Origin of the sequence: Rhizobium aouanii (genome assembly GCF_037002925.1) — a bacterium.
Classification (GTDB): Bacteria; Pseudomonadota; Alphaproteobacteria; order Rhizobiales; family Rhizobiaceae; genus Rhizobium; species Rhizobium aouanii.
Genome location: NZ_JBAMYD010000004.1, coordinates 68111 through 91289, shown reverse-complemented (window position 1 = coordinate 91289; position 23179 = coordinate 68111). Strand labels below are relative to the sequence as shown.

General features: G+C 62.4%; 22 protein-coding genes and 1 pseudogene. 6 read left to right on the top strand and 17 right to left on the bottom strand.

The window, feature by feature from the left end; genetic code table 11:
* Positions 1 to 31: 31 nt before the first annotated feature.
* Positions 32 to 2437: a protein kinase domain-containing protein gene (locus tag V8P77_RS08520; protein WP_335911744.1), complete on the top strand. Its 2406-nt coding sequence runs from the start codon at positions 32 to 34 to the stop codon at positions 2435 to 2437.
* A 168-nt stretch (positions 2438 to 2605) separates the two neighbouring features.
* Positions 2606 to 2917, top strand: a complete 312-nt coding sequence (locus V8P77_RS08515; RefSeq protein ID WP_335911743.1) for a DUF982 domain-containing protein — start codon at positions 2606 to 2608, stop codon at positions 2915 to 2917.
* A 75-nt stretch (positions 2918 to 2992) separates the two neighbouring features.
* Here the strand turns inward: V8P77_RS08515 and V8P77_RS08510 are convergent, their stop codons facing one another.
* Positions 2993 to 3877, bottom strand: coding sequence for a LysR family transcriptional regulator (locus tag V8P77_RS08510; RefSeq protein WP_335911741.1), 885 nt, complete (start codon positions 3875 to 3877; stop codon positions 2993 to 2995).
* 49 nt (positions 3878 to 3926) lie between these two features.
* Between V8P77_RS08510 and V8P77_RS08505 the strand changes: the two genes are divergently transcribed.
* Positions 3927 to 4265, top strand: a complete 339-nt coding sequence (locus V8P77_RS08505) for a YciI family protein (protein WP_335912206.1) — start codon at positions 3927 to 3929, stop codon at positions 4263 to 4265.
* A gap of 172 nt (positions 4266 to 4437) precedes the next feature.
* On the opposite strand, the pseudogene V8P77_RS08500 reads toward V8P77_RS08505, so the two are convergent.
* Both V8P77_RS08500 and V8P77_RS08495 read right to left on the bottom strand, forming a co-directional pair.
* Positions 4438 to 5156: pseudogene (locus V8P77_RS08500) on the bottom strand (class I SAM-dependent methyltransferase); the annotation flags it as partial.
* Positions 5157 to 5257: 101 nt separating this feature from the next.
* On the bottom strand, positions 5258 to 6316 hold the full coding sequence (locus tag V8P77_RS08495; protein ID WP_335911739.1) for an alpha/beta fold hydrolase: 1059 nt from the start codon (positions 6314 to 6316) through the stop codon (positions 5258 to 5260).
* Positions 6317 to 6735: 419 nt separating this feature from the next.
* Here V8P77_RS08495 and V8P77_RS08490 point away from each other — a divergent pair, with 419 nt between their 5' ends.
* A complete protein-coding gene (locus V8P77_RS08490; protein WP_335911737.1) occupies positions 6736 to 7107 on the top strand; it encodes a hypothetical protein in 372 nt (123 codons plus the stop codon).
* 112 nt (positions 7108 to 7219) lie between these two features.
* On the opposite strand, the gene V8P77_RS08485 is transcribed toward V8P77_RS08490, so the two are convergent.
* From V8P77_RS08485 to V8P77_RS08435, 11 genes are read right to left on the bottom strand one after another with little or no spacing between them, the layout of a single operon-like run.
* Complete coding sequence (locus V8P77_RS08485; RefSeq protein ID WP_335911735.1) at positions 7220 to 8095, bottom strand: FHA domain-containing protein; 876 nt, start codon at positions 8093 to 8095, stop codon at positions 7220 to 7222.
* Positions 8096 to 8097: 2 nt separating this feature from the next.
* Complete coding sequence (locus V8P77_RS08480) at positions 8098 to 9003, bottom strand: type II secretion system F family protein (RefSeq protein WP_017957731.1); 906 nt, start codon at positions 9001 to 9003, stop codon at positions 8098 to 8100.
* On the bottom strand, positions 9000 to 9863 hold the full coding sequence (locus V8P77_RS08475; RefSeq protein WP_027665446.1) for a type II secretion system F family protein: 864 nt from the start codon (positions 9861 to 9863) through the stop codon (positions 9000 to 9002). The genes V8P77_RS08480 and V8P77_RS08475 overlap by 4 nt, the downstream gene beginning before the upstream one ends.
* A 10-nt stretch (positions 9864 to 9873) precedes the next feature.
* Positions 9874 to 11772, bottom strand: coding sequence for a TadA family conjugal transfer-associated ATPase (locus tag V8P77_RS08470; RefSeq protein WP_335911731.1), 1899 nt, complete (start codon positions 11770 to 11772; stop codon positions 9874 to 9876).
* A gap of 20 nt (positions 11773 to 11792) precedes the next feature.
* Positions 11793 to 12749 (bottom strand): Flp pilus assembly protein CpaB, encoded by a 957-nt coding sequence (gene cpaB / locus V8P77_RS08465; RefSeq protein ID WP_335911730.1) that lies wholly within the window; start codon positions 12747 to 12749, stop codon positions 11793 to 11795.
* A complete protein-coding gene (locus V8P77_RS08460) occupies positions 12746 to 13657 on the bottom strand; it encodes a hypothetical protein (RefSeq protein ID WP_335911729.1) in 912 nt (303 codons plus the stop codon). The genes cpaB and V8P77_RS08460 overlap by 4 nt, the downstream gene beginning before the upstream one ends.
* Position 13658: 1 nt before the next feature.
* Positions 13659 to 14339: a TadE/TadG family type IV pilus assembly protein gene (locus V8P77_RS08455; protein ID WP_335911728.1), complete on the bottom strand. Its 681-nt coding sequence runs from the start codon at positions 14337 to 14339 to the stop codon at positions 13659 to 13661.
* A complete protein-coding gene (locus tag V8P77_RS08450) occupies positions 14311 to 15948 on the bottom strand; it encodes a TadE/TadG family type IV pilus assembly protein (protein ID WP_335911727.1) in 1638 nt (545 codons plus the stop codon). Before V8P77_RS08450 ends, V8P77_RS08455 begins: the two co-directional genes overlap by 29 nt.
* Positions 15945 to 16742 (bottom strand): TadE/TadG family type IV pilus assembly protein, encoded by a 798-nt coding sequence (locus V8P77_RS08445; protein ID WP_335911726.1) that lies wholly within the window; start codon positions 16740 to 16742, stop codon positions 15945 to 15947. The genes V8P77_RS08450 and V8P77_RS08445 overlap by 4 nt, the downstream gene beginning before the upstream one ends.
* Positions 16743 to 16747: 5 nt before the next feature.
* A complete protein-coding gene (locus V8P77_RS08440; protein ID WP_335911724.1) occupies positions 16748 to 17311 on the bottom strand; it encodes an A24 family peptidase in 564 nt (187 codons plus the stop codon).
* A gap of 13 nt (positions 17312 to 17324) precedes the next feature.
* Positions 17325 to 17528: a hypothetical protein gene (locus V8P77_RS08435; protein WP_003548168.1), complete on the bottom strand. Its 204-nt coding sequence runs from the start codon at positions 17526 to 17528 to the stop codon at positions 17325 to 17327.
* A 508-nt stretch (positions 17529 to 18036) separates the two neighbouring features.
* Between V8P77_RS08435 and V8P77_RS08430 the strand changes: the two genes are divergently transcribed.
* Entirely contained in the window at positions 18037 to 18168 is a 132-nt protein-coding gene (locus V8P77_RS08430; RefSeq protein WP_003594894.1) for a hypothetical protein, read from the top strand.
* The gene (locus V8P77_RS08425) at positions 18168 to 19310 is read left to right on the top strand and encodes a TadA family conjugal transfer-associated ATPase (RefSeq protein ID WP_017957721.1); all 1143 of its coding nucleotides are present in this window, start codon (positions 18168 to 18170) and stop codon (positions 19308 to 19310) included. Before V8P77_RS08430 ends, V8P77_RS08425 begins: the two co-directional genes overlap by 1 nt.
* 85 nt (positions 19311 to 19395) lie before the next feature.
* Here the strand turns inward: V8P77_RS08425 and V8P77_RS08420 are convergent, their stop codons facing one another.
* The 3 genes from V8P77_RS08420 to V8P77_RS08410 are packed head-to-tail and all read right to left on the bottom strand — an operon-like array spanning position 19396 to position 23169.
* Complete coding sequence (locus tag V8P77_RS08420) at positions 19396 to 19941, bottom strand: sarcosine oxidase subunit gamma (RefSeq protein WP_335911721.1); 546 nt, start codon at positions 19939 to 19941, stop codon at positions 19396 to 19398.
* Complete coding sequence (locus V8P77_RS08415) at positions 19934 to 22891, bottom strand: sarcosine oxidase subunit alpha family protein (protein ID WP_335911720.1); 2958 nt, start codon at positions 22889 to 22891, stop codon at positions 19934 to 19936. Before V8P77_RS08415 ends, V8P77_RS08420 begins: the two co-directional genes overlap by 8 nt.
* On the bottom strand, positions 22888 to 23169 hold the full coding sequence (locus tag V8P77_RS08410; protein WP_027690120.1) for a sarcosine oxidase subunit delta: 282 nt from the start codon (positions 23167 to 23169) through the stop codon (positions 22888 to 22890). Before V8P77_RS08410 ends, V8P77_RS08415 begins: the two co-directional genes overlap by 4 nt.
* Between the last annotated feature and the right edge of the window lie 10 nt (positions 23170 to 23179).

The following is a 23179-nucleotide window of genomic DNA, read 5'->3' as shown; positions in this document are numbered from 1 at the left end:
ATGAATGTAATGAATGCAGGGGGACAAGTGCATGAGAAGTGATCTGATCGCCCGCTACACGATCGGCGAGCCGGTCTATGAAAACGAGTTCATCGTCTATCCCGCTCAGGACAAGCGGATGGACCATTCGGTCTTCATCGTCGCGCCCGATATGGCGCTGAAACTGGACAAGGCCCGTTTCGAGCGGGTCTGGACCTCCATCAACGAGGCCAAATCGCTGACGGCCCGGCGCTTCGTCGAAATCGAGGACCTCATCCCGCCGTCGCCGGAAGATGACAATTTCTATATCGTCGAGAAGCGGCCGTCGAAAACGCTGCACCAATATCTCGACGAAACGGAAATGGTGGCTTACGAACGCGCCGTCGAGATCGGCCGCCATATCCTCGAGGGCCTGGCGACGCTGCACGGCGCCGGCTACGCCCACAATGCCCTGACGGACCAGTGCATCTATGTGTCGGAGGATTATTCCGGCCTGTCGGTCCGGATCGGCAACCTGCACCTGATCTCGAAGATCGGCGAGCACATCATCCCGCCCTATGTGCCGGAATTCGGTGCGCCGGAAATCTATGCCAGCGGTACTTTTTCCGCCTCCGCGGCGCTCGACATCTATGCCATGGGCATGATCGCCTACAAGCTGTTCCTGCCGCGGCAGACCTATGCCAGCGTCTTCGACAGCGTCATGGTCTGGGAGGACGAACACCAACGCGAGCAGAGCTGGAAGAACATCCATCTCGACCCTTCCAATATCTTTCCCCGCCTCGACGTGCTGATCCCGGGCTTTCCCGAGGGGCTTGCAAGCCTTGTGGAAAGAATGCTGAGCCGCGACCCGAGCGCGCGACCGCGCACGGGCGCCGATGCGCTGGGCGAATTTGCGCGCGTGACGACAGGCATCCAGCCGATGTCGTGGGATCCGCGCGGCGGCATGCCGCAGCAGCAGGACACCCCGAAACCGAAAAAATGGACGCCAGTCAAGATCTCCATGATCGCAGCACTGCTCTTGATCTGCATCGGCGTCGGTGCCGTCACCATTCCGAAGTTGCTCCGCCCGGATCCAAAACTCGTCGCCGATGTCGGCACCTGGAAGAAGGAGGCCGAAAGCCGCAAGCAGAAGGCGATTGCCGCCAAGGCGCCGGAGCGCCCGGCCAGCGACCAGGCGAAACTCTCCTATGACACCGGCGCTGCGGCGCTGACATCGGCCGATGCGCTGCTCAAGGATGAAGACTACGAAAAGGCGCTTCCAGGCTTCCAGACGGCAGCCATCAATCTCGGCAATGCGCTGATCGGCATCTCGAAGGAGAATGCCGAGAAGGCGAAGGCTGCCGCTTCGGCGGCCGGCGGCGACAAGGCGCCAGGTTTTGCCGAGGCCGACGCCAAGATGAAGACCGCCGCCGACGCCGCCGACGCCAAGCAGATGCATGCTGCCGTCGACGCCTATGACGCATCGAAGACGACGTTCGACGATCTCGCCAAGGCGCTCACCGCGCTGGCAGCGGCCGAAAAGGACGCGACGGCAAAACGCGAAACAGTCGATCGCATCGGCGCCGGTGATAGCCCCGACGTCAAAAAGGCGAGTGGGCTGATGACGGATGCCAAGGCCAAGGCCGAGCAATGGCAGATGCCGGCCGCAACCACAGGCTATGGCGATGCCGCCAAACTGTTCGACGCCGTTATCGCCGATGTCATGGCGGCGAAGGATGAGGCGACGGCGCTGAAGCAGAAAGTCACCGATCTCAGCGCTTCGATCGCGACCCGCGCCGGTGCTGCCGATCCGACGCTTGCGGCGCTCGCTCCGAAGATCGGCGAGGCTGACGGCCGCTACACCGCGGAAGCCTATAAGCTGGCCATCGTTGCCTACCAGCCGATCCTTGCCGATCTCGAGGCGCTGTCGGCGCGCGGCTTCTGCCCGGTTTCGCCGACCCTTGCCTTCGAGACCGTGCCGGCGGGCAGTTATTCACTGGAGAATGTCCGGCTGATGACCTCGTCGATGCAGGAGCTCGGCGGCATGCTCGGCGTTGCCAATGGCGCCGTGAAGATCGACAAATCCTTCTGCATGCAGACGAAGGCGGTCACCCGTGCGGAGATGGCGGAATATTACGCCGCCAATTCCGACCCCGCCGCAGCGCAGGCCTATGCCGACAATCCTGAGCAGCCGGCCGACGACGTGCCGCTTGCCGTGGCGCAGAACTATACGGCCTGGCTATCGAAGCAGCTGAACGCGCCCGTCCACCTGCCGTCGGCGACGGAATGGATGGCGAGCGCGGCGAAGATCACGCCGGAAAAACTGCCCGACAACGGCGATATCATCCTGCAATGGAGCGCCACCCCCTGCGAAGCCGGCGGCAATGTCGCCTTCATGGCGCAGGAGGGCTCGACCTTCGTCGTCTGCTCCGACGCGTCGGCCGGCGGCATCTTCCGCGTCACCGCCGAATTGCGGTGAGCGCGGCGAAACTGGGGACCGAATAGGGGAGCGTGCGCGCCCTTTCTGCTTCATTCGACAGCTCGCGTTCAAGCCGTATAATTCGACAAATTTCAATTCCAAATTACAAAATACGCGCGTATATTGAACTGGGGACTGCAGTATCCGTGCCTTGAGGGGTCGAGGACAATGTGCTGGAACACATCATCAGCATTCACGCCGGTTGGCTTTGCTTTGCGAGGCTCGGCATCTCGTAAGATCGTCTGGACACTGGGCGACGCGGCACGTCTCCTGATCAACGATTGGCCTTGCGATGACGGCGAGGAATATGTGGCTGCCGTCAAAGCCTGCGTCGACGCATTGAGCGGGAAGATTGCCCCGGAACAATTCCGGGAAGCGCTTCTGCGCGCGGCCGATGAGGCGGGCATCGCTGCTCTGTCGCTCGTCCGGCAGGGAGTTGGAGAGCGACGGCCGGACCTGCCATCAAGCGCGCAAAGATAGTCCGAATTTCGAGGGGCCACCCGCCTATCGACGTCAGGTTTGTGTCATTTGCGGTTATTGCGCATGCATTGCAGATTAGAATGCGAGTTCCAGCTTCCGGATCGAGGCCTCGATCCAAGTAAGGACGACATCGACGCGAACGAGGTGGCGCAGATCAGGATGTGTCAGCAACCAGATTTCGCGTTCGGGAAAAGCGGCCCCAGCGACATTGCTGCGCCGGAGGCCAGATATCTGATCGGCTACGATGCAAGGAAGCAGAGAGCGACCAAGGCCGACTTGGACGCCGTGAAGGATCGCCTCGGCGTCATTGAAAGCGAGGGATGAGAGGTTGCCATCCCTCTCGACCGCTTTCGCAATCCACTGGGCTTGCGGTAAATGAGCCATTCCGTCGTCATAAGTCAGCCAGGGCAGTGTCGCCGTATCGAACTGGATATCGTTTGCGACATAGGCGGCATACCTCAGTTTCCCTATACGCTTGGAAAGCACCCTGCCGCCGGTGTCGCCAGTCGGCCTCGCGAGCCGAATTGCAATGTCGGCTTCCCGTCGGGTCAGGTTGAGGTCACGGGATTCTGCGATCAATTCCACGCGTAAATGTGGATGTTGTGCCATCAATCCGGCTACTGCTGGCACCAAAACCCTGTTGATCAAGATGGGGACGGCGGTGACACGCACCGTACCGCTGGCGGAATTATCAGCTCCCTGCATCGCCTCCTTCAGTCTACCAATCTCAGCCTCGAGTGTTTCGGCACGCCTTGCCGCAATCTCCCCGGCTTGAGTCAGGCACATAATGCCGTCAGCGCCGCGCTCGAACAATGAAACGCCGAGCGCGGCCTCGATCGCCCGAAGCCTGCGGCCAACCGTAGTCGGATCCACTCCAAGCTGGCGGCCGGCCGCTGAATGCGATCCTCCTCGCATGAGAGCGAGAACATATCGAAAATCGTTCCAGTCGAGTGCCTGCATTTTTGCAGCCCTGCTTCGCAATAGTTCGGCGTGATGCGGCAAATATACCCTGTTAGAAGCCGTACAAACAGGAGGCCATGACCATGCTTTTCGCTGTTTTTTTGAAGACGAGGCAGATCGCGCCAGCGATATTCGCCAACAGTATATGCTCGCACACCTGGACTTTCTGGAGCGTCATGCGTCCACCATCAAAGCCGCGGGGCCGCTCAGCGATGCTGATGGCAACCCGGCAGGAGGCCTCTGGCTGGTGCAAGCCAACGACCAGGAGCAGGTGCAAACGCTCGTGCGAGCCGATCCCTTCTGGCCAACCGGCTTGCGTCGCTCCGTGCGCGTGCTTGCCTGGACACAGGTCTTTGCCGATGGAGTGCGAGGCGGGAGGCTACAGTAGAAAAAGGACGCCAGCGGCAGAACCTGCAGTCTTCCTCGATCCGAACGTCGCTGAGGAACTGCCCGAAGCGAGCCAGAGGCCGACGAAGACAGGTTCCGCTTTGCGACACAGCGGTCATCAGATGAGGAGCGCCCGTCCCATCTGGCGGGCACGGACGCGCCACGACTTCTCATCAGGTTGCTTGGAGAACCATGTTGAGCGGGGTCTGGGCTGCGCGCCGGACATGTGTGAACCCGCCTGACCGGATCACCTCCGACAATCGCTTCTCTCCCGCCTGGGCGCCAAGTGCTAGTCCCGTCTCCTGTGCCAGGGAGGTGGGAACGCAGATCATCGTCGAGGCGGAGTAGTAGAGCCGCCCGACCGGGTTGATGTTGTCCTCAAGCGTATCCCCGGCGGTGGGCTCGACCACCATCCACGTTCCACCCTCCTTCAGCGCCTTTCTGATATGTGCCGCCGCAGTCTTGGGGTCGCCCATGTCGTGCAGGCAGTCGAAGCAGGTGATCAGATCGAAGTCTCTTCCGTCGAAGTCCTGCGCCCGGCCCACCTCGAAGTGCACGTTCGTCAGGCCATCTGCCCGGGCGTGGGCAGTCGCGGCCGCAATCGAATCCGCATGGAAGTCATAGCCGATGAACCGGGAATTGGGGAAAGCCTGCGCCATCAGGATCGTCGACAGCCCATGTCCGCACCCCACATCGGCCACACTCGCGCCTGCCTTTAACTGTCGACGACTCCATCGAGCGCAGGCAGCCAGTCCTGCACGAGGGCATTCACATAGCCGGGCCGGAACAGCTTCGCCACGGCGCAGAACATGCAGCCGGCCTGATCCCCCCAAGCCACGCCTCGACCGGTCTTGAAGGCAGACTGCACCTTCGGCTGGTTTTCGACCATGAGACCCGTCGCGCCTGACGGCATGAGACAGTTGTCCCGCGCAGCTGTGGATTCAGGCCCGGCAAAGGGGCGTTTGTCCCAAAAGCGTCGGCGACGCAGCCGCGCTACCTGGAAAGCGCCATGACGATCGCCTGCGAACGGTTACGCACGCCGAGCTTGCTGAAAATCACCGACAGTTGGTTGCGCACGGTCTTCACGCTCTTGCCAAGGCGGGCTGTGATCGCGCGATTGTCGAGCCCCTCCGCGACGAGGTCGAAAAGCGCCGCCTCGGCGGGTGTCAGACCGGCATCGCGAACTGCGCGCGGTCGCACGGGTCGATCCCGCCCGAGGAAGGTTGCGAGTTCGGCATGGAAGACGGCCCAGGCCGGTTCGTCCGGCAAGAGCACATGGTTCTTGCTCTCGAGCGGTATGAAGCGTGCTTCTGGAATCGCGGCTGCCAGCTTGCGGCCTTGGTCGAACGGCACGCGCATATCGCCGCGGCTATGTGCAACCAAAGTCGGGACGCGAAGTGTCGTCGCCAGATCAAGCACATCGAGCCCCTGCATCTGCCAGAGCAGTTGTGCGGCAACGTCGGGTGCTGCCGTCACACGCTCCAGATCGCCCCACCAGCGATGCTGTTCGGGTGTCCCGTCCGGAATGAAAAGGTTGGTAAAGAACCGACAGAATGCCGGATTGTCGCGACCCCAGCCGATGCGGATGAGGTTGACGAGCGTCTCGGCCTCCAAGCGCTCGGGCTCGGTCTGCGCGCGTGCCCGCGCACCCTGACTATAGGCATTCAGGAGCACCAGATGCGACACCCGCTCGGGATGCCTCAGGGCGAATGCGATACTGAGGGCGCCGCCTTGCGAAAGCCCGAGGAGGACAAAACGCGGTTCCTCGATGGAGGCTGCCACGGCGTCCAGGTCGGCGTGCCACGCCTCAACCGAAAGATCGGCGACATGCCGGTCCGATAGACCGCAGCCGCGCGGATCGTAGCGCACAAACCGATTGCCGGCCGAGAGCGCCTGCAGCCATGGCCGCCAGACCGGGCTCTTGACATCATAGTCGACATTACTAAGCCAGTGAGCCGCCCGCAGGATCACTTGTCCCGTCCCGCACGATGCGACGGCTATCCGAGTGCCGTCGGCGGAGGCGCAGAACCGTAGGGTCTGGCTGAGTTTCATCGGTCAAGATTAGCGCATCAAGAGGTTGCGCAACAGGTCCGTCCCCTACGAACTCAACCGCGTCCTTCGGTGTGGGCAGAACCAACTTGCCCTGCCGCGCCATTGTTCGCCAAGTGGACAGGTGGTTCGGCTACACCGTCGCTTCCCGAACCTGGTGTGTGACCGGCATGGCTTCAGCCACTGTCACGGGGCCTTGAGGTGGAAGCGGGCGAAAACCCGTCGAGGCTCGGGGCGAAGACGTTGTTCAGCCGCATGATGAAGCCGGATATACATCCTGGTGAACCGGTTTGGTTAGCGACGCTCGGTCGAGGCCGACATGACTAAGGGGTTGTCTGCTCATCCATCTGGTTGCTATCCAAGCATTCGTCATCGAGGCTTGACGAACTATCGGGTTCAGGCTCAGCGCGGAAACAATATATATGGCAAAATCAGCAATTCTCGTAAGCTGTTGCAAGCGCTTGGCCGCACTTTTGGCCGTCATCTCGCTATGCGGCTGCGACCCTATGCTTCAACATTTTGCCGATTTTGAGTTGAGCGGCGACTATAAAGCGATAGCCAACTGCGCAACGAAGTATCTGCCCAGCAATTTTTGGCTTCGCGAAAACTACGATGATGCGAAACAAGTGAGATTCATTCACCTCCCGCCACACAAAATGCAGACCATCATCGATGTTGTCCAAACGGGAGCTGGGCGGACTCACGTCAGCGTCACGGATTGGTCGATCGGAAACGGTATGATCGATTTGTATAGGAGCTATTTCACCTACTGTGCGTCGACGATCGCTGGATGACTGCTACGCCATAGAGACCATTCAGCTATTTGCGCTAAATAGCGATTGTGGCGAGTTGGACGAGAGGAGCAAACTCAATTGTCTGTCAGCGCTGGCCGTGCAGAACCGGCAATCAACGCCGTGCAGGCGGCTTCACCGCAGCCCGCCGCTGCAGCGCGAAGCGCGCGGCCGAGCAGTTGACGTCGGGAACGAGATCGTAGGTCTGCTGATAGAGGGTCTGCGCCAGCGTGTTGTTGCCGCGGTTTTCCGAGGCGAGGGCTGCGAGTGCGGTGCGTTTGTAAGCCTCGACGATCGGTTCGGCGGCCTTGGCCAGCGCGGCGTCGTCCGATGGTTCGGCGGCCAGTGAAAGGGCGGCATAGGTTGCGTTGCCATCGCGGCCGACACGGCCGCCGACGGCGCCGTTGAAGCTCGCCTCCGAGACCTGGCGCATGCGCCGGGCGTTCTTGATGCATGTCGGAATGCGGGCGGCCTCCGCATTGATGCGCTCGGCCGTCGGGCCACCCTCCGCGCTGCCGCTATCGGAGAGGATGACGTAGCCGATGATGCCGACGATGGCGAGATAGGCGACACCCATGCCGGCGAGGAAGGCCGGCTGCTTCAGCAGCGACTTCTTCGGCTTGTCGTCGCTCGTCTTGTAGGCCTCCTTCTTCGGCGTTTCCTTGGCGGCGGCCTTGACGACGAACTGGAATTCGACGTCCTTGCCGAGACGGAAGCTGTCACCGGCTTTCAGCGACGCCGTCTGCAACAGCGCTTCGCCGCGCAGCATGATCGGGTTCAGCCCCATGCGGCGAATGATGAAGCCGCCGTCGCTCTGCCGCTCGATGCGCGCATGGATCGGCGCCAGGAACGGATCGTCGACGACGATATCGGCATTGCCGGCCCGGCCGATCGACATTTCCGGCCGATCGAGCACATGGCTGCGGCTCTGGCCGCCGGGACCGGTCTGCAGAAGGCTAGGCTTGTTTCCGCGAAAAAAGGAAAAGACCATGATCAGAACATCCCACTCGACATCATCTCGACAATTGCAGGCGCCAGCACCAGAAGCAGGATCGATACGACGATCATCATCGCCGGCATGACGATCTTGGCTTTCAGCTTTTCACTGGCCCTGTCGGCCTTTTCCCAGCGGCGGAAGCGCAGGTCGCGCGCATGTTCGCGCAACAGCTCGACGCGGTTGCTGCCTTCGACTTCGCCCTGGATCACGGCGCGGATGACGCGGATGACCTCCTCGGCGGTCATGCGGCGCTCCAGCCGCTGCAGCGCCTCGATCATGCCGGTGCCGAGCGCCACATCCTTCAGCGTCTGTTCGATCTCCTCGCTCATGACGGTGCCGGGTGCGGCCTCGGCATAAAGCCTCAGGCTTTCCGGCAGGGTCGCCTGCGCCTGCTGCGTCATGACGACGAGATCGAGAAAGTAGGGAAATTCGCGCGAGATGCGTTCCTTGCGGTCCTGCGCCTTGTCGTCGGCGACGACCCAGAAATAGATGGCGGGGATCAGGCCGAGGATCAGGCCGGCCACAAGCCCGCCGATCACGCTGCCGCTGGCGATGCCGAACAGCAGGCCGAGCACGATGAAACCGAAGAGACTGAGAACCACGAGAAGCGCGATATATTCCCGCCCCGTGACGCCGCCGAAAGGCCGGCCGCCATAGATCAGCTTCTGCTCGAGCTGCGCGCCGTAATCGGCCAGCAGCGGCTCGAAATGCGTCAGCACGAATTCAACCGGCGTGCGCATGCCGATGCTGTCAACGATGTTCGGCGGCGGACCATCGCCGCCCGCGGTCCGGCGCACCACCTGAATGCTGCCGAGCATATCGCCGATCCACCAGACGAACAGCGCAGCGGTGATCCCGGCAAAGGCGATGGCGATCGGGGCGAGAGGTATCTGAGACATCATACCGACACCTTCATCATCGAGCGCATCCAGAAGAAACCGGTCGCATAGAGGATGGCGCCGACGATCGCGATGACGATGCCGATGGCGTTGCCGAATACCTTGTCGATCAGTTCCGGCTGGCCGAAGAAGATCATCAGCATCATGAACAGCGCGCCGCCATTGACGACGCGAAAGTTCATGCGCGCCTGCGACGACGAAGTGGTGATCTTCTGATCGAGCTTCCAGATTTCCTTGAAGGATTTCGACATTTCCGTCAGCGGCTCGGAAATGTCGCCGCCCTGGCGGGCAAAGAGACCGAGTGCCGCATCGACCATCTTGAAGTGCAGGCTCGGCACGTTGCGGCCGTGGCGGTCGAGCGCCTCGACCAGGCCGATGCCAAGCTTCTGTTCGCGGGCGATGCGCTCGAATTCGCGCGAGGCCGGCATCTGGCCGGTATCGGCCACCGCATTGACGGCGATGGCAAGCGGCTTGCCGGTGCGCACCGCCGAGACGATCTGGTCGACGGCATAGGGAAGCTGCGATTCGATCTGCAGCCAGCGGCGTTGCAGATAATAACGGATCACGCCCTTGGGCAGGAAGATGGCGACCGGGATTGCTATGACGAAGCCGAAGATCGGCCCGAAGATCAGCGAGATCACGATGAAGACGACGATCGCCGTGATGCCGTAGGCAAGGATCATCGTATAGGGCGGAACGGCATCGCGCCCGAAGACCTGCGCCGCCTCACTGGCGAGCGCAATGTCACGTTCGGTGGCGCGCAGCAGCGGCGCCGGCCAGCGCACCGGCGCGCCCCAGACGAGCAGTCCCGCGGTCACTGCGCCGAGGGCGACCGTAAAAATCTGCAGAATGCTGATATCCATGGCTTTGCCCTCAGACGAACATATCCAGTTTTTCGATCTCGCCGTCGTCGTTGAACTCGACGAGCTCGGCGACGAAGCTCGGCAGGTAGCCGGTGAAGGCATGCACGGCCTGGCCGCCGGCGCGGCCGACGAGATTGAAGATCGGCTCGACGATGATGAGGCCGGTATCCGGATCGATGCCGATCACCTCCGATATTTCGGTGACGGCGCGCCGGCCATTCGCCAGGCGGTTCAGCTGCACGACAAGTTCGACCGCGGCAACGATCTGCTGGCGGATCGCCATGACAGGTAGCGAGCTCTGGCCCTGCAGCACCATCACCTCCAGGCGGGTCATCATATCCTGCGGCGTATTGGCATGCGCCGTCGTCATCGAGCCGGCATGGCCGGTGTTCATCGCCTGGAGCATGTCGATCGCTTCGGCGCCGCGGCACTCGCCGACGATGATGCGGTCGGGACGCATGCGCAGCGCGTTGCGCACGAGGTCGCGGATGGTCACGCTGGTCTCGGACTCCGCCGTCTTCGGCCGCGATTGCAGGTAGACGACATGAATGCCGTCGAGCTGCAGTTCCGACGTGTCCTCGACGGCAACGACGCGCTCGCCGACGGGGATGAACTGCGACAGGCTGTTCAAGAGAGTCGTCTTGCCGGAGCCCGTGCCGCCTGAGACAACGATGTTCTTGCGCGAGCGGACGGCCGCCTCGAGGAAGGCGCGCATCGGCTCGCTGAGCGCGCCGGCGGTGACCAGCTTGCTGATATCGAGCCGCGACTTGCCGCCGAACTTGCGGATAGTCAGACAAGCGCCCTTGACCGCCAGCGGCGGAATGACGGCGTTGACGCGCGAGCCATCCGGCATGCGGAAGTCGGCCATCGCCTCGCTCTCGTTGATCGAGCGGTTGGAATCGACGGCGATGCGCTCAATCACCTTCATCAGCTGCCGCTCATTGGCGAAGGCGAAGGGATACCGCTCCAGCAGGCCGAATTTTTCGACGTAGATCTCGTCATAGCGCGTCACCATGATTTCCGAGATGACGTCGAGATCCATCAGCTCGGAGATCGTCCCCCAGCGATACATCAGCTCCTCGATATTGGAGCGCAGGTGCATATGGGCGATCTCGTAACGGTCGCCGGCGTTGAAAAGAGCCTGCCGGGACTGGAAGGCGGCGCTGAAACGGGTGTCGAGCTGGGCGAAGTCGGCGCGGGTGGATTCGAAGTTCAGCTTGAGCTGCAAGGCCGATATCAGCGCCTTGCCGACGTCGAAGAGGCGGCGATTGTCCTGCTCCTCGCGCGACAGGCTTGCGGCATTGGACGACGCATCCCGCCGGCCCGTGCGGGCGATGCGTTTGGCCAGCCACCGATAGACGGCGTTCTTGATGACGAGGATGACGAGATCCTGCTGTGCTGCGTCGAGCGCCTCCTTGATGAACATGTCGAGGCGCTCGCGGATTCGGTTTCGCGTGTCCTCGCGGCCGAAATCGGAAGATTTCACCAGCCGGTCATATTGCGTGTCCTTCAGCAGGCGCTCGTGGATTTCCATCTGCAGGGCGAGCACGCGTTCCTGGTCGGGAAATTGCGTGACCGCTTCGGCCACCGCCGCCGGCTCGACGAGTTCGATCGTGACGTTCGGCACCCAGATCGACATGCCGGCCGATACCGCAACCGGCGTGCCGGCCCGAAGCGGCTGATCGTCGACGCGCGTCGGGTTGCGGCCGTGATGCTGCACCGACCATCCCTGGCCCGATTTCCGCAGCACGAATTGCGGTGAAGAGACGTGGCTGCCGCGCAGCCGCACGACGCCTGCGCCGGCGGGCAGCGTCAGCGTGCTGCTTTCGCCGACGAAATAGGTCTCGTTCGCCGAGAGCGGGATGACCTCCCGACCGCTGCCGTCCTCATAGGAAATCTTCAACAGCATGGCTCATTCCCCCGCGGCGGTCACATGCGCGTCCAGTTGATGCTCGGCAGGTCCTCGACGGTATTGTCGGCCGGATTGCGCAGCACGAGGTTAAGGCTGCCGTTCGACTGGCCCATGGCAAAAATCAGCATTTCGGCTTCCGACGGTGTCACTTCGACGGTCACATTGTTGTACGTGCTGTTGGCCTTGGTGACCGCGCCCTCCGCCGTCGTCGCCGCCCCGACGGCCAGCACTTTGACATTCTGCAGGAAGGTGCGGGTGACGACGCGGGTGCGCGAGCTTATGCCCAGTTTATAATCCTGCGCCTGTTTGCGGTAGGCGTTGACATCGTTCTCGTCGGCGCCTGGATACTGGGTGAGATAGTTCTTCAGCATCTGCTCGACCGGCGACTGCGGCTGGGCTGGAGCCTGCGGCTGTCCGGCCGCGGTAGGCGCCTGGCCGGGGACGGCAGGCTGACCTGGCACGGCAGCGGGCTGGCCGGGAGCTCCCGGCTGGGTCGCAGCGGCCGGCGCCACGGGCTCGACCGGTTCGTCGACCGTGCCGAGGATATCGACATAGCTGCCCGGCTCGACGAAATGGCCGACGGCCGCGACCGCGTTGACGGGAAGGGTCAGCGCCCGCTTGCCGGGCGCGATCATCGTCGTCAGGCGTCCGCCGTCGGTATCGTCGAAATACTGGAAGAGCAACACGGAGCCGGCTGGAATATCGGCGGCGGCCGTCCTGTCCTTCAGCCATTCCTGATAGGCGCTGGCGGCGGGAACCGCGAGTTTGGCCAGCGGTCCGAAGCTTTCCGGCAGCATCACCGGTTCGGCGAGCATGTCTGGCGTAATCGCCTGTCCTCGCGTAACCTTCCTGTCGGGCTGAAGCCGCATGAAGGCATAGGCCGTCTGCTCGTTCTTGACGCTCTCGGTCCAGAAATAGAGCAGAACGCCGGTGATGAGCCCGACGATGACAGCCGCGATGAGCTTCCAGTTCATGGTGTTATTCCTTCGACGAAGGGTTGCCTGATTTGAATGACCTCGACGGTCCGGCCGTCGGTTTTGCTTCTGGTGTAAAGAACATTGGCCTCGACGCTGCCGCGCCGGCCATAAAGGGCAGTGACCCCGCCGCGCTGTGCCGGCGGCGTCTCGATGGTGAAACCATCGCGGGCAAGCAGATCGGCGCGCGCTTCGGCCCAGCGCACGGCCGACAGCGTGCCTTTCGACACGACCGTGCGCGACGTGTGGCCCTTGTCGCGATCGCCGATATCGCTCAGCACCTCGACACCGGCCGGCGGACGCAGCGACTGCGGCAGCTTGCCGACATCGGCAGGTGCTGCAAAGGCCGGCAGCGTCGAGGCAACATCGTCGAAGCGGCTCATCAGCACCTCGGACATCGGCGCATCGGCGGGCCTGCGGATCATGATCGTGACGCCGGGGATGGGCGCTCTCACCGAAGGATTTGCAGGATCCTGCCGTCTGAGATAATCGAGGGCAGCCTCGCCGTCGCCGTCAAAGAACCGCACCACCACGGCGAGATCGTCGCGGATGCGGCTCGTCTTCGGGACGATCAGCATGTTGGCGGCAATGACGGCGGTCAGTTCTTCCTTGTCGTTGCTTTTCGGCAGGGCAGGGCGGGTATTGACGGCCAGGACCCGCAGCCACTCGTCGGTGATATCGGAAATGCTGCGCTCGCTCTGGTAGGGCGTGAATTCAAGCGGCTGGCCGTTGATGACGAGATCGCGCGGCGCCCGCTCCGGCGCACCAAGGATGCCGGCCAGCATCGAATTCAGCGTCACCCTCAAATCCTTGTAGATCTCGGCTCGAACAGGTGTGGCCAGAGCGGCGAGTCCGATGACAAGCGCCAAGCCGACGAGACGAAAGGAGATGCGTGAACCCTGTCTCATCTTATTTGGCTCCCGGAAAGACGCCGTCGAACAGATCGCCGGAATCGTCGGCCACATCGCGGATTTCCCGGCGCAGCGTCGGATCGTAGCCGCGGCGCGTGGTATCGTTGTTGTGGGAAGCAAACAGCGTCGAATCATCAACCGTGAACGCGTCCTTCCAGCGGAGGCTCCTGATCGTATCGAGATCGTCGGAATCCCTGAACTTGTAGACCCGGTCGGCCGTCGCGGTGACGAGCTGCGGCTTCTCATTGGCGAGGTCGCCGACCATGTCTCCGAAATCGCGGCCATCGCTCTTCCAGGTATTCTGTACGTCGTCCCAGACAAAGGTGCGCTGAGGGTCGCCGCCGCCTTCATGCGATGGTGTGCGTGAGCAGCTCATGACGTCGCGTCCGGGCAGTGCCGGCAAGGCCGGGATCGGAAAGACGTTCGAGAAATCCGACGTGCAGTCCAGCCCATTCGCCTCGGCGAAGGCGGCGTTGCGCATCGCCACCATGGTTCCGACCTTCTTGGTGGAAATCTTGTTCGCATGAATGACAAAAATCACGATCAGCAAGATGACCGGCGCGGCGAGCACGAATTCGATCGAGGCAAGACCGCGCCTGTCGCGGTGCAGCCGCATCAGCAGCCCGCGGCCCGGAGGGCCGCCCATGGGCTCAGTGTGTGTTGACGGCAGCCCAGGCATTGGCTCCTCCCTGATCGAAGACGCGGGTCAAGCCGGTAAAACTGTCGGCCGCCGGGCTCTGCTTGATGGTGTTGGAAACCTCGCTGGTATCGTCGGCAAGCGTGGCGGGGGCAAGCGATGCGAGCCAGTCCTGGGTGTAGAGGTCGAAGGCCGTGTAATTGTGGACCCAGCTCTGCGCCAAGGCGTAGGCGGACGGTGTTTTGTCCTTGAAGATGCGGATCTGCAGCCTGGCGCGCGGGGCGCGGGAAACGATCGCCAGCGTCTGGTAGTCGTCGAGCTGCTCGCCGCCGAAGGGCGTGAAGTTAAACGGTATGCGTCCCTTCAGCCAGTAAGGCTTCGGGAAGGAGATCACGGGCAGTGCGCCTGCCATAGAAATCGCAGCGCCCGCCGGGCTGCAGACCCCATTCCAGATCGTGTCGAACTTGCGGGTGAAATCGTTCTCGTCCTTTGTCTGCTTGTCGGAATAGCGCGGCGGCACGTCGATCGGCAGCTGGAAGGGGTTCACGACGCCGAACTCGATGCCGAAGAATTCCTCGGCGACAAAGAAGCTGCCATCGAGCAGCAGTTCCTGCCACCAGCTGAGATCACCAAATTGCTCGATGATCGCCTTGAATGGAATCTTGCTCAGATAGGCCGGGCCGAAGGCTTCATAAAAGATGTAGAAGTCCACCAGCGCATCGTCGATGCCGCTCTCGTGGTTGACCCAGTCGCGGATATGGCTGCCGTCGACGCCGCCTGCGGTCAACGGACCCTTGCCGTCGGGGAAGCCACGCTTGGCAAACTCGCCGCGCATGAGAAGCGGGTCCTGCCCCTGGGTGCCATTGGCCATGGCAAGGCACATTTCAGCATAGGCCGAGGCGGGATTGATGCCGTCGCGATCGACCGGCAGGTTACCGCCCGCACCTTCTCCGGCGTCGTTGCAGGACTCGCATGGCGGATGGAAGACGACATGATCCGACTTGTTCAGGCGCACCAGATGCAGGGCTTCGTTGCCGACCCGCTGCGGAAAGCTCTCGACAAGGTAGTCGTTGAGGTCGTTCATGGCGTCGATGATGTCGCTGGACTTTTCGATAAGGCCCCATGGATCATAATCGAGCTGTGCTTTTACCGTATATGCAAGCGCTTTGGTGGCTCCTATCGCCCGAACCCCCTGGAACGCCAGGCAAGCACCGTAGATGATGCCGCCGACGATCGGAACCTTCTGCCAGCCCGGGCAATAGGGCATCGGCGGCATCGGCGGCAGGAGCGACGCCGGGCCGAAGCCTTCCGTGAAAGAATATTGGGCGAGTTTTGCCAGAATGGCGGTCGAGCGCAGGGCCAGCTCCGCCGTCGTCAGTTGGAAGGCGACCGAGGTCGCCATGACGACGGTTGCCTGCGAGGAAGCGACGTTGTTCATCGCCATGATGTTGAGATAGCGGGCTTCCCAGTCGGCATGGACGAGTGCTGCGGCGTCGGCCGTGTCCTGGGTGCGCTGCTTGTCGTAGATCATCTGTCCCGTATTCAGGATCCAGACGATCATCAGGGCGAGCGCGATCGTCATGTAGAGAATGATCGGCGACAGGAAGCCGCGTTCGTCGCGGTGTAGGCGCTTGATAAGGGTCGGTGTCATAGCAGGTTCACCTCCGCCGTCGAGATCGTGTAGTAGCGGCCGTCTTTCCTCTGGCCGCGGGCAAAGACCCAGCCGGCATATTCGAGCAGCAGGAAGCGGGCTTCCACCTTGGCGGTAACAGGCACATGCGGCGAGCGGTTGATGGCGGCATAGAGCGCCATCGGCGCGCGGTCGACGGTCACGGTGACGTTCTGCGGGTCGAACATATAGCGGGCCTGGTTGCGCATCGCGCGCCAGTTCTTCGAAAGACCGGAGGCATCGGCAAGGCTTTTCAGCGCATCTTCAGGCGGCTGGCAGGCGCCGACGCATCTCAGCTGGTCGTAGGGTGCGGCCGGGATCAGTGCCAGGCGGGCGGCAAGATCGGCCTTGCCGGCGGCAGCATCGTCGTCGCAGGTCCTGGCGTCGATCAAGCTCCGGATGGTGATCGGCAGGGCCGGACAGAAATAGACACGGGCGCTGCGCGCCGCCGCATAGGCGGCATAATGGGTGAAGAGGTGGTTCTTGGCCAGGATCGTGAACTGGAAGACCACGAACATGAAGAAGACGAAGACCGGTGTCACGAGAACGAAATCCATCATCGTCGTGCTGCCGGAGATGTCGCCGTGCAGCTCCGATATCCGGCGCCGGCGGGCGGAAAGCAGCGGCAGCAGCAGCATCGAGGCAAGCAGCATCACGGCGATCGCAAAGGTACCGAGGAGCGCGCCGTGATCCTGAGGGACCCAGAAGGTCCGCGAGTGCAGGATCGAACTCCAGAAGGCACCGTCGAAGAGGGGGCGTTCGAGTTCCGCGCGCATTGCCGTTACCTCACGAATGAAAGAGGGGTGAAATCGGGCATGAAAAGACACCAGAGAAGTCCGAGAGCCGCGGCAACGCCGAAGCGGACGGTATGATGGGTTTCGCGCGGCTTCAGCATCGAAGCGGCATCGCGGAAACCGGCAGGCAGGAGAAGCGCAAACAGTCCGACCGTTCGGGCCAGCACGCTCCATTGAACACGCCGCGCCATGGAGAAAACGGCGATCACGCCGCCGGCCATCAGCGATGCAAGCGTGACGTCGATGGCGGGCCAGAGGCCGAGAATGGCGCCGAGCGCCGCCATCAGCTTGACGTCGCCGCCGCCGCAGCTTTCGGCTGCGAAGGCGATGATGAAGATCAGGCCGGCTGCGAGGAGGCCGGCGAAGGCAAGCCCTATTCCTGCGAGACCGCCGCTGATTGCCGCCAACATGAACCCGCCAAGCAGGCAGGGGTAGGTGACGGCGTTCGGAATATGACCGTGGCGATGGTCGAGCACCGCCGCGGTCATGGTGCAGGCGACGGCAAGAGCCGCCGCCGCAGGCATCAGGGTCAGATCATAGGTCGTATCCATGATCCCGATCCGCTTATTGACCGGGCTCGGGAATTCTCTCGGCATCCGAGAGCGCCGTGTTCTTTTCGTTGAACCATTCGCCGATCTGTTTGCCGAATGCGAGCAGGATCAGCATCAGCGGAATGACGATCAGGGCGACCGCCAGGACGATCTGGGCCATGTCGCCGCGTTCGTCCTTGTGAAGTGCAATTGCGAGAGTCTTGAGTTTACCAAACATGTGATTACTCCTCATTCCCAGGTTTGTTTCGGTTCGAAGCCGTGGTGAAGATGAACCAAGCATACGCTATCGATCCGAACGAGCATGTTGCTCGATCCAATGATATTTTCTGCTTCAGCTTATCTTCCCCGGCGGCCAACGTTTGTTGAACAACACCATTAAGACCCAAGAGTGCGCCCAAGGCCAGCCCTCCGTCAAGCAAACGAAACGAAGGGTTCCAATTGTCTTGGAGGCATCGCCGGCACAATCGCAGTTGACGTCATATTATTTCAACTAACCGATTGAATAAGATACAGTTTTACCTGCATGGCCGAAGTTTTTGTCAACCTTGCAAGGCCTCGTCTACTGCTCCATAATTGGTCAATTCTTTCAAAGCGATAGAAGAAACCGCGTGCGGCGATCATAATGACTGCCTCCGCGGGACCTGGCCATGGCGTTGTTTGGCGATCTGGATTAAGCTTTCGTCAAATGGTGGGTATCGCCCGCCAGTCGATCCGGAGAGAGAACGATGGAAACGATGAGCAGCATCTTAATACTTGCATTGGTCCTCATTCCATTGATGATGTTCTTTCCCACCGCGGTTCAGATGATGGCAACACTGTTCGGCATGAGCACGGTCCTGGTCGGGATGCCGCTCTGATGAAAGCCGTTTCCGACGACGCTGCCGAACAGGCAACCTTCCAGGTCCTGACCCGGGCGCTGGACAAGCTGCTCGGGCCGATCCGTTTTCTCCTCGATGATCCGAGCGTGTCCGAAATCCTGATCAACGGCACATCCGACATCTTCGTCGAAAGGCGAGGCAAGCTCGAACGCGCCGATACGCGCTTCGCCAGCCGCGAAGACCTGGAATCGGCCGCGCGCAGCATCGCGCAGTTCTCAGGCAAGCGGCTGACGCCGGAGGAGCCGAGCGTCGAGGCGCGTTTGCCGGATGGTTCGCGCGTGCAGATGATCCAGCCGCCCGCCTCCCGCACCGGGCTTTGCATCTCCATTCGCCGCTTTCTGAAAGAACATCGCAGCATCCGCGATCTCGTCACCCAGGGCAGCCTGACCGACCAGTCGCTGACGCTGCTGCAGGCGGCCGTCGGGCTGCAGAAAAACGTGATCATCTCCGGCGGCACCGGCACCGGCAAGACGACGATGCTGAACGCGCTGTCGGAAGCCTTTGCCGACCACGAGCGCATCATCGTCATCGAGGACACGTCGGAACTGCAGATCCGCAAGGAACACGTCGTCTATCTCGAAGTGACCAAGCCCGACCGTTTCGGCCGCGGCGGCGCCAGCATCCGCGACCTCTTCCGCTCGTCGCTGCGCATGCGGCCGGACCGGGTCATCGTCGGCGAGTGCCGCGGCGGCGAGGCGCTCGATATGATCCAGGCGATGACATCAGGCCACAGCGGCAGCCTTTCGACGGTACATGCGAACACGCCCTATGACTCCCTGCACCGGCTGGAAACGCTGGCGCTGATGTCTGATATCGACATGCCGCTTCGGCCGCTGCGCGCCCAGATCGCCTCGGCGGTCGACGTCGTCGTGCAGATCGCCCGCTTCAAGCGCACCGGAAGGCGCCGGGTGATCGAGATCTCCGAGATCAAGGGCCTGAACAATGACGGCCAATATATCGTCGAAAGCATCTACAAGCTCGAGGGCGACGGCCATTCCAATCCCGATGGCGCACTGCTGTGGACCGGTGTCGTGCCGAGCTTCGCCGCCGATGCAGTGGAAGAGCTGCAAGGCGCCGAGCGCCCCGAGTGGGTCGGTGCCGCTGCGCTGCATACAGCTTAAAGACGATCGAAATTCTGTTCTACATTATATAGTTAGAGCATGATGTCATCCGAAAACCGCTCACACTTTTCGGCATCATGCTCTGTCAGACGCTATCCTTTTCAGCGCTCGCCGCCGTATGCGCGAGATCGTCCCAGAGGCTTTCGGCAAAACTGCGCAGGACCGTGAGTTCGAAGCTGTCATCGCCGGTGCGGACGATCTGCACGGAGAGATGACCGATCATCGTCATTGCCGAATGGCCTTCCGGAAAGACGGAAGGATCGAGATCGACGGCGGTCCCCCTTGAGAGAAGCGCCCGCGAAGAACGGCCGGAAACGCCGATGCGCACGCGGCCATGGCTCTGGTCCATGAGGAAAACCTTGCCCGCAAGCGCTGCCGCGAGAGCATCGAGGCTGGCCTGGATAAGCGGCTCATCGCCGGCAACGAACCATTGCCGGAAGCCCGCCTTACGGATCGAACTTTTCGCAAAGCCTGCTTTCACCAATTCCGCGGCGAGCGCTGATGGTTCGATCGCGCCGAGCACATGCACGAGATGGCCTTCCGGCAAGGCTTCCAGCCGGACGCCTGCCTCTGAGATACTCTGATATGCCATGCCGGCAAGAACCGGTTTGTGTTGCGGAAGATCACGCATGGAGCTTCTCGTTTTCGGGATCGATGAAGACGGGATGGCAGAGCACCGCATCGGTGAATTCGTTGCGCAGGCCGTTCCAGACCGTCACCTTTTCACCGATGCGCTCCGGCCCACGCCGGACGAGCGCCAGGCCGATTGTATGGCCGAGCCCCGGCGAAAAGGCGCTTGATGTCACGTAGCCCTGGTCGTTTTCGAGCGTCGCCCCACCGCCGTCGGCGAGAATATGCGAGCCGGTGCGGAAACCGGTCGCCGGATTAAGCGGCTTGACGCCGACGAGGCGCGGCCGCTCGGGATCCTGCAACCCTTCACGCGCAAGCATTGCCTTGCCGATGAAATCCGGCTTGGTTGATGAAACCATGCGGCCGAAACCGAGGTCGCCAGGCGTCACCGTGCCGTTGATTTCGGCATGGGTGACATGGCCCTTTTCGATGCGCATGACGCCGAGCGCCTCGGCGCCGTAGGCGCAGATGCCATGTTTCTCGCCCGCCGCCATGACCGCATCGGCAACGCCTTCGCCGTAGCCGGCGGGTACTGCCAGCTCGTAGGCAAGTTCGCCTGAGAAGGAGATCCGAAAGAGCCGGCCTTCGAGGCGGCCGCCGAAGAGGGAGACCTTGCGGGCGCTCATGAAGGGGAAGGCCGCATTCGACAAATCCTCGTCGACGATCTCCTGGAGAATGGCGCGCGACTTCGGTCCGGCAACGGCCATCTGCGCCCATTGATCGGTCGAGGAGGCAAAGCAGACGTCGAGATCGGGCCAGAGCGTCTGGGCGCAGAATTCGAGATGGGTCAGCACGCCGGCGGCAAGTGCGGTCGTCGTCGTCATGAAGAAATGCTCGTCACTGAACCGGCTGGTGGTGCCGTCATCATAGATGAAGCCGTCCTCGCGCAGCATGATGCCGTAACGCGCCTTGGCGACTGCAAGCTTGGCGAAGCCGTTGCAATAGATGCGATCGAGGAAGGTCGCGGCATCCTTGCCAAAGATTTCGATCTTGCCGAGGGTCGAGACATCGCAGAGGCCGGCATTCTTCCTGACGTTCAGCACCTCGCGGTCGACGCTTTCGCGCCATGTCGTCTCGCCGGGGCGCGGGAACCAGGCGGAACGATACCAGAGGCCGGTTTCGACGAAGACCGCGCCGTTCTTCTCGGCCCAGCCATGCAGCGGCGATTTGCGCGCCGGCTGGAAATGTTTGCCGCGCGATGCCCCGGTCAAAGCGCCGAAGGAGACCGGCGTATAGAAGGGCCGGAAGGTCGTCGTTCCCACCTCGGCGGGCGACACGCCGCGCGCCTCGGCAAGGATGCCGATGGCGTTGATATTGGAAAGTTTGCCCTGATCGGTCGCCATGCCTGATGTGGTGTAACGCTTGGCGAGCTCGACATGGCCGTAGCCTTCGCGGACGGCGAGGCCGAGATCCTTGAGATGCACGTCGTTCTGGTAATCGACGAAAGCCTTGCCCTTCGAGCCCTTGACCGACCAGAGCGGCTTTGCCTGTGCAGCCGCCTCGGAGGCCGCGGCAAAGGCCGGTTCCGCCGCCGCGAAGCCGATCGTCTTCAACGCGGCAGCTGCCTTTGCGGCGCCATCCCCAAGGCAGGTCGCCGTCTTCGCAAGGCCGGCGGCCGAGCCGGCAACGGCAAGGCCTTCCTGCTGGGCGGGCGCCAGAAACGCCGAGGCTTCGTGCGACCATTGCGGTTTCGCACCGCGATGGCAGGCAAGATGGATGATCGGGCTCCAGCCGCCCGACATGGCCAGCGCATCCGCCTCGATCCGGCGGGTGCCGTCTCCCGTCTTGACGGTGACGCTGCCCAGGCTCTTGCCGCCAAATGCATCGATGACCCTGGCGCCCTCCAGCACTTCGGCGCGGCCCTGCCAGCTCCCTCCTCCATCCCCGCGACTGTCGACGATCGCCGCGACGGCGAGGCCGGCGGCCTCGAGATCGGCGGCGGTGCGATATCCGGCGTCGTTGGTGGTGAAGATGACAGTGCTTCTGCCCGGTGCGACCGCCTGCCGATTGAGATAGCTGCGCATCGCGCCTGCCATCATCACACCGGGAATATCGTTGCCGCCGAAGACGAGCGGACGCTCCTCGGCGCCGGTCGCAAGGATGGCCTGGCGGGCGACGATGCGCCACAATCTTTCGACGGGGCGTTCCGGGTCGGGCATCGCCACATGCTTCTGCACCCGTTCGACCGCGCCGAAGACATTGTCGTCGTACCAGCCGAATACCGTCATGCGCGGCAGGCGGCGCACGTTCTCCAGGCTCGCCAGTTCGGCAAGCAGCTCGCCGAGAAAAGCCCCCGCCGGCTTGCCGTCAATGGTGCCGCTGTCCGAAAGCAGGCTGCCGCCGAGTTCGGATCCCTCGTCGGCGAGGATGACGCGCGCACCGGCCCGGCCGGCGGTGAGCGCTGCGGCAAGACCGGCGGGGCCGGCGCCGATCACCAGCAGATCGCAATGCGCCCAGCATTTTTCGTAGGAATCGGGATCGGCCTCATAGGATGCCCTGCCGAGGCCTGCCGCCTTACGGATCACCGGCTCGTAGAGCTTTTCCCAGAGGGCCGCCGGCCACATGAAGGTCTTGTAGTAGAAACCGGCGCTGAGGAAGGGCGACAGCAGCCCGTTGACCGCGCCGACATCGAAGCCGAGCGAAGGCCAGCGGTTCTGGCTCTTTGCGGTCAGCCCCTGGTAAAGCTCGATCATCGTCGCGCGCGTATTCGGTTCGGTGCGCCCGCCGCTGCCCGTCGTCACCAGCGCGTTCGGTTCGGCAGCCCCCGCCGTCAGGATGCCGCGCGGGCGATGATATTTGAAGCTGCGGCCGACGAGCTGGACGCCGTTGGCAAGCAGTGCCGAGGCGAGCGTGTCGCCCGGATGGCCTTCAAGCGGCCTGCCGTCGAAGGTGAAACCGAGCGTCGTGGTGCGATCGATGCGGCCGCCGGAGGAAAGACGGAAGCTCGTCATGCCGGTTCTCCGCCGAGCTTGGAGAGGGCGGCATCCCTGACGCCGTGGACCGCATGGGTGACGGTATCGCGTTCGACGATCAGCCAGCGGCGGCATCCGGAAGAGTGGTGCCAATATTCGCTGTGCCGGCCTCTCGGATTGTCGCGCAGATAGACATAGTCGAACCAGGCCTCCGCACCGGCATCCGGCGCAGGCCGAGCAAGGCCCGCATCGCCGCGGATCGAAAATTCCTCCTTCGGTCGGGCGCCGCAATGAGGACAGGAAATCAAGCTCGCCATCTTAAATGTC

Coding starts and splice junctions, on each gene's coding strand:
- V8P77_RS08520 (WP_335911744.1), top strand. CDS start 32: ATGAGAAGTGATCTGATCGCCCGCTACACGATCGGCGAGCCGGTCTAT.
- V8P77_RS08515 (WP_335911743.1), top strand. CDS start 2,606: ATGTGCTGGAACACATCATCAGCATTCACGCCGGTTGGCTTTGCTTTG.
- V8P77_RS08510 (WP_335911741.1), bottom strand. CDS start 3,877: ATGCAGGCACTCGACTGGAACGATTTTCGATATGTTCTCGCTCTCATG.
- V8P77_RS08495 (WP_335911739.1), bottom strand. CDS start 6,316: ATGAAACTCAGCCAGACCCTACGGTTCTGCGCCTCCGCCGACGGCACT.
- V8P77_RS08490 (WP_335911737.1), top strand. CDS start 6,736: ATGGCAAAATCAGCAATTCTCGTAAGCTGTTGCAAGCGCTTGGCCGCA.
- V8P77_RS08485 (WP_335911735.1), bottom strand. CDS start 8,095: ATGGTCTTTTCCTTTTTTCGCGGAAACAAGCCTAGCCTTCTGCAGACC.
- V8P77_RS08480 (WP_017957731.1), bottom strand. CDS start 9,003: ATGATGTCTCAGATACCTCTCGCCCCGATCGCCATCGCCTTTGCCGGG.
- V8P77_RS08475 (WP_027665446.1), bottom strand. CDS start 9,863: ATGGATATCAGCATTCTGCAGATTTTTACGGTCGCCCTCGGCGCAGTG.
- V8P77_RS08470 (WP_335911731.1), bottom strand. CDS start 11,772: ATGCTGTTGAAGATTTCCTATGAGGACGGCAGCGGTCGGGAGGTCATC.
- cpaB (WP_335911730.1), bottom strand. CDS start 12,749: ATGAACTGGAAGCTCATCGCGGCTGTCATCGTCGGGCTCATCACCGGC.
- V8P77_RS08460 (WP_335911729.1), bottom strand. CDS start 13,657: ATGAGACAGGGTTCACGCATCTCCTTTCGTCTCGTCGGCTTGGCGCTT.
- V8P77_RS08455 (WP_335911728.1), bottom strand. CDS start 14,339: ATGCCTGGGCTGCCGTCAACACACACTGAGCCCATGGGCGGCCCTCCG.
- V8P77_RS08450 (WP_335911727.1), bottom strand. CDS start 15,948: ATGACACCGACCCTTATCAAGCGCCTACACCGCGACGAACGCGGCTTC.
- V8P77_RS08445 (WP_335911726.1), bottom strand. CDS start 16,742: ATGCGCGCGGAACTCGAACGCCCCCTCTTCGACGGTGCCTTCTGGAGT.
- V8P77_RS08440 (WP_335911724.1), bottom strand. CDS start 17,311: ATGGATACGACCTATGATCTGACCCTGATGCCTGCGGCGGCGGCTCTT.
- V8P77_RS08435 (WP_003548168.1), bottom strand. CDS start 17,528: ATGTTTGGTAAACTCAAGACTCTCGCAATTGCACTTCACAAGGACGAA.
- V8P77_RS08430 (WP_003594894.1), top strand. CDS start 18,037: ATGGAAACGATGAGCAGCATCTTAATACTTGCATTGGTCCTCATTCCA.
- V8P77_RS08425 (WP_017957721.1), top strand. CDS start 18,168: ATGAAAGCCGTTTCCGACGACGCTGCCGAACAGGCAACCTTCCAGGTC.
- V8P77_RS08420 (WP_335911721.1), bottom strand. CDS start 19,941: ATGCGTGATCTTCCGCAACACAAACCGGTTCTTGCCGGCATGGCATAT.
- V8P77_RS08415 (WP_335911720.1), bottom strand. CDS start 22,891: ATGACGAGCTTCCGTCTTTCCTCCGGCGGCCGCATCGATCGCACCACG.
- V8P77_RS08410 (WP_027690120.1), bottom strand. CDS start 23,169: ATGGCGAGCTTGATTTCCTGTCCTCATTGCGGCGCCCGACCGAAGGAG.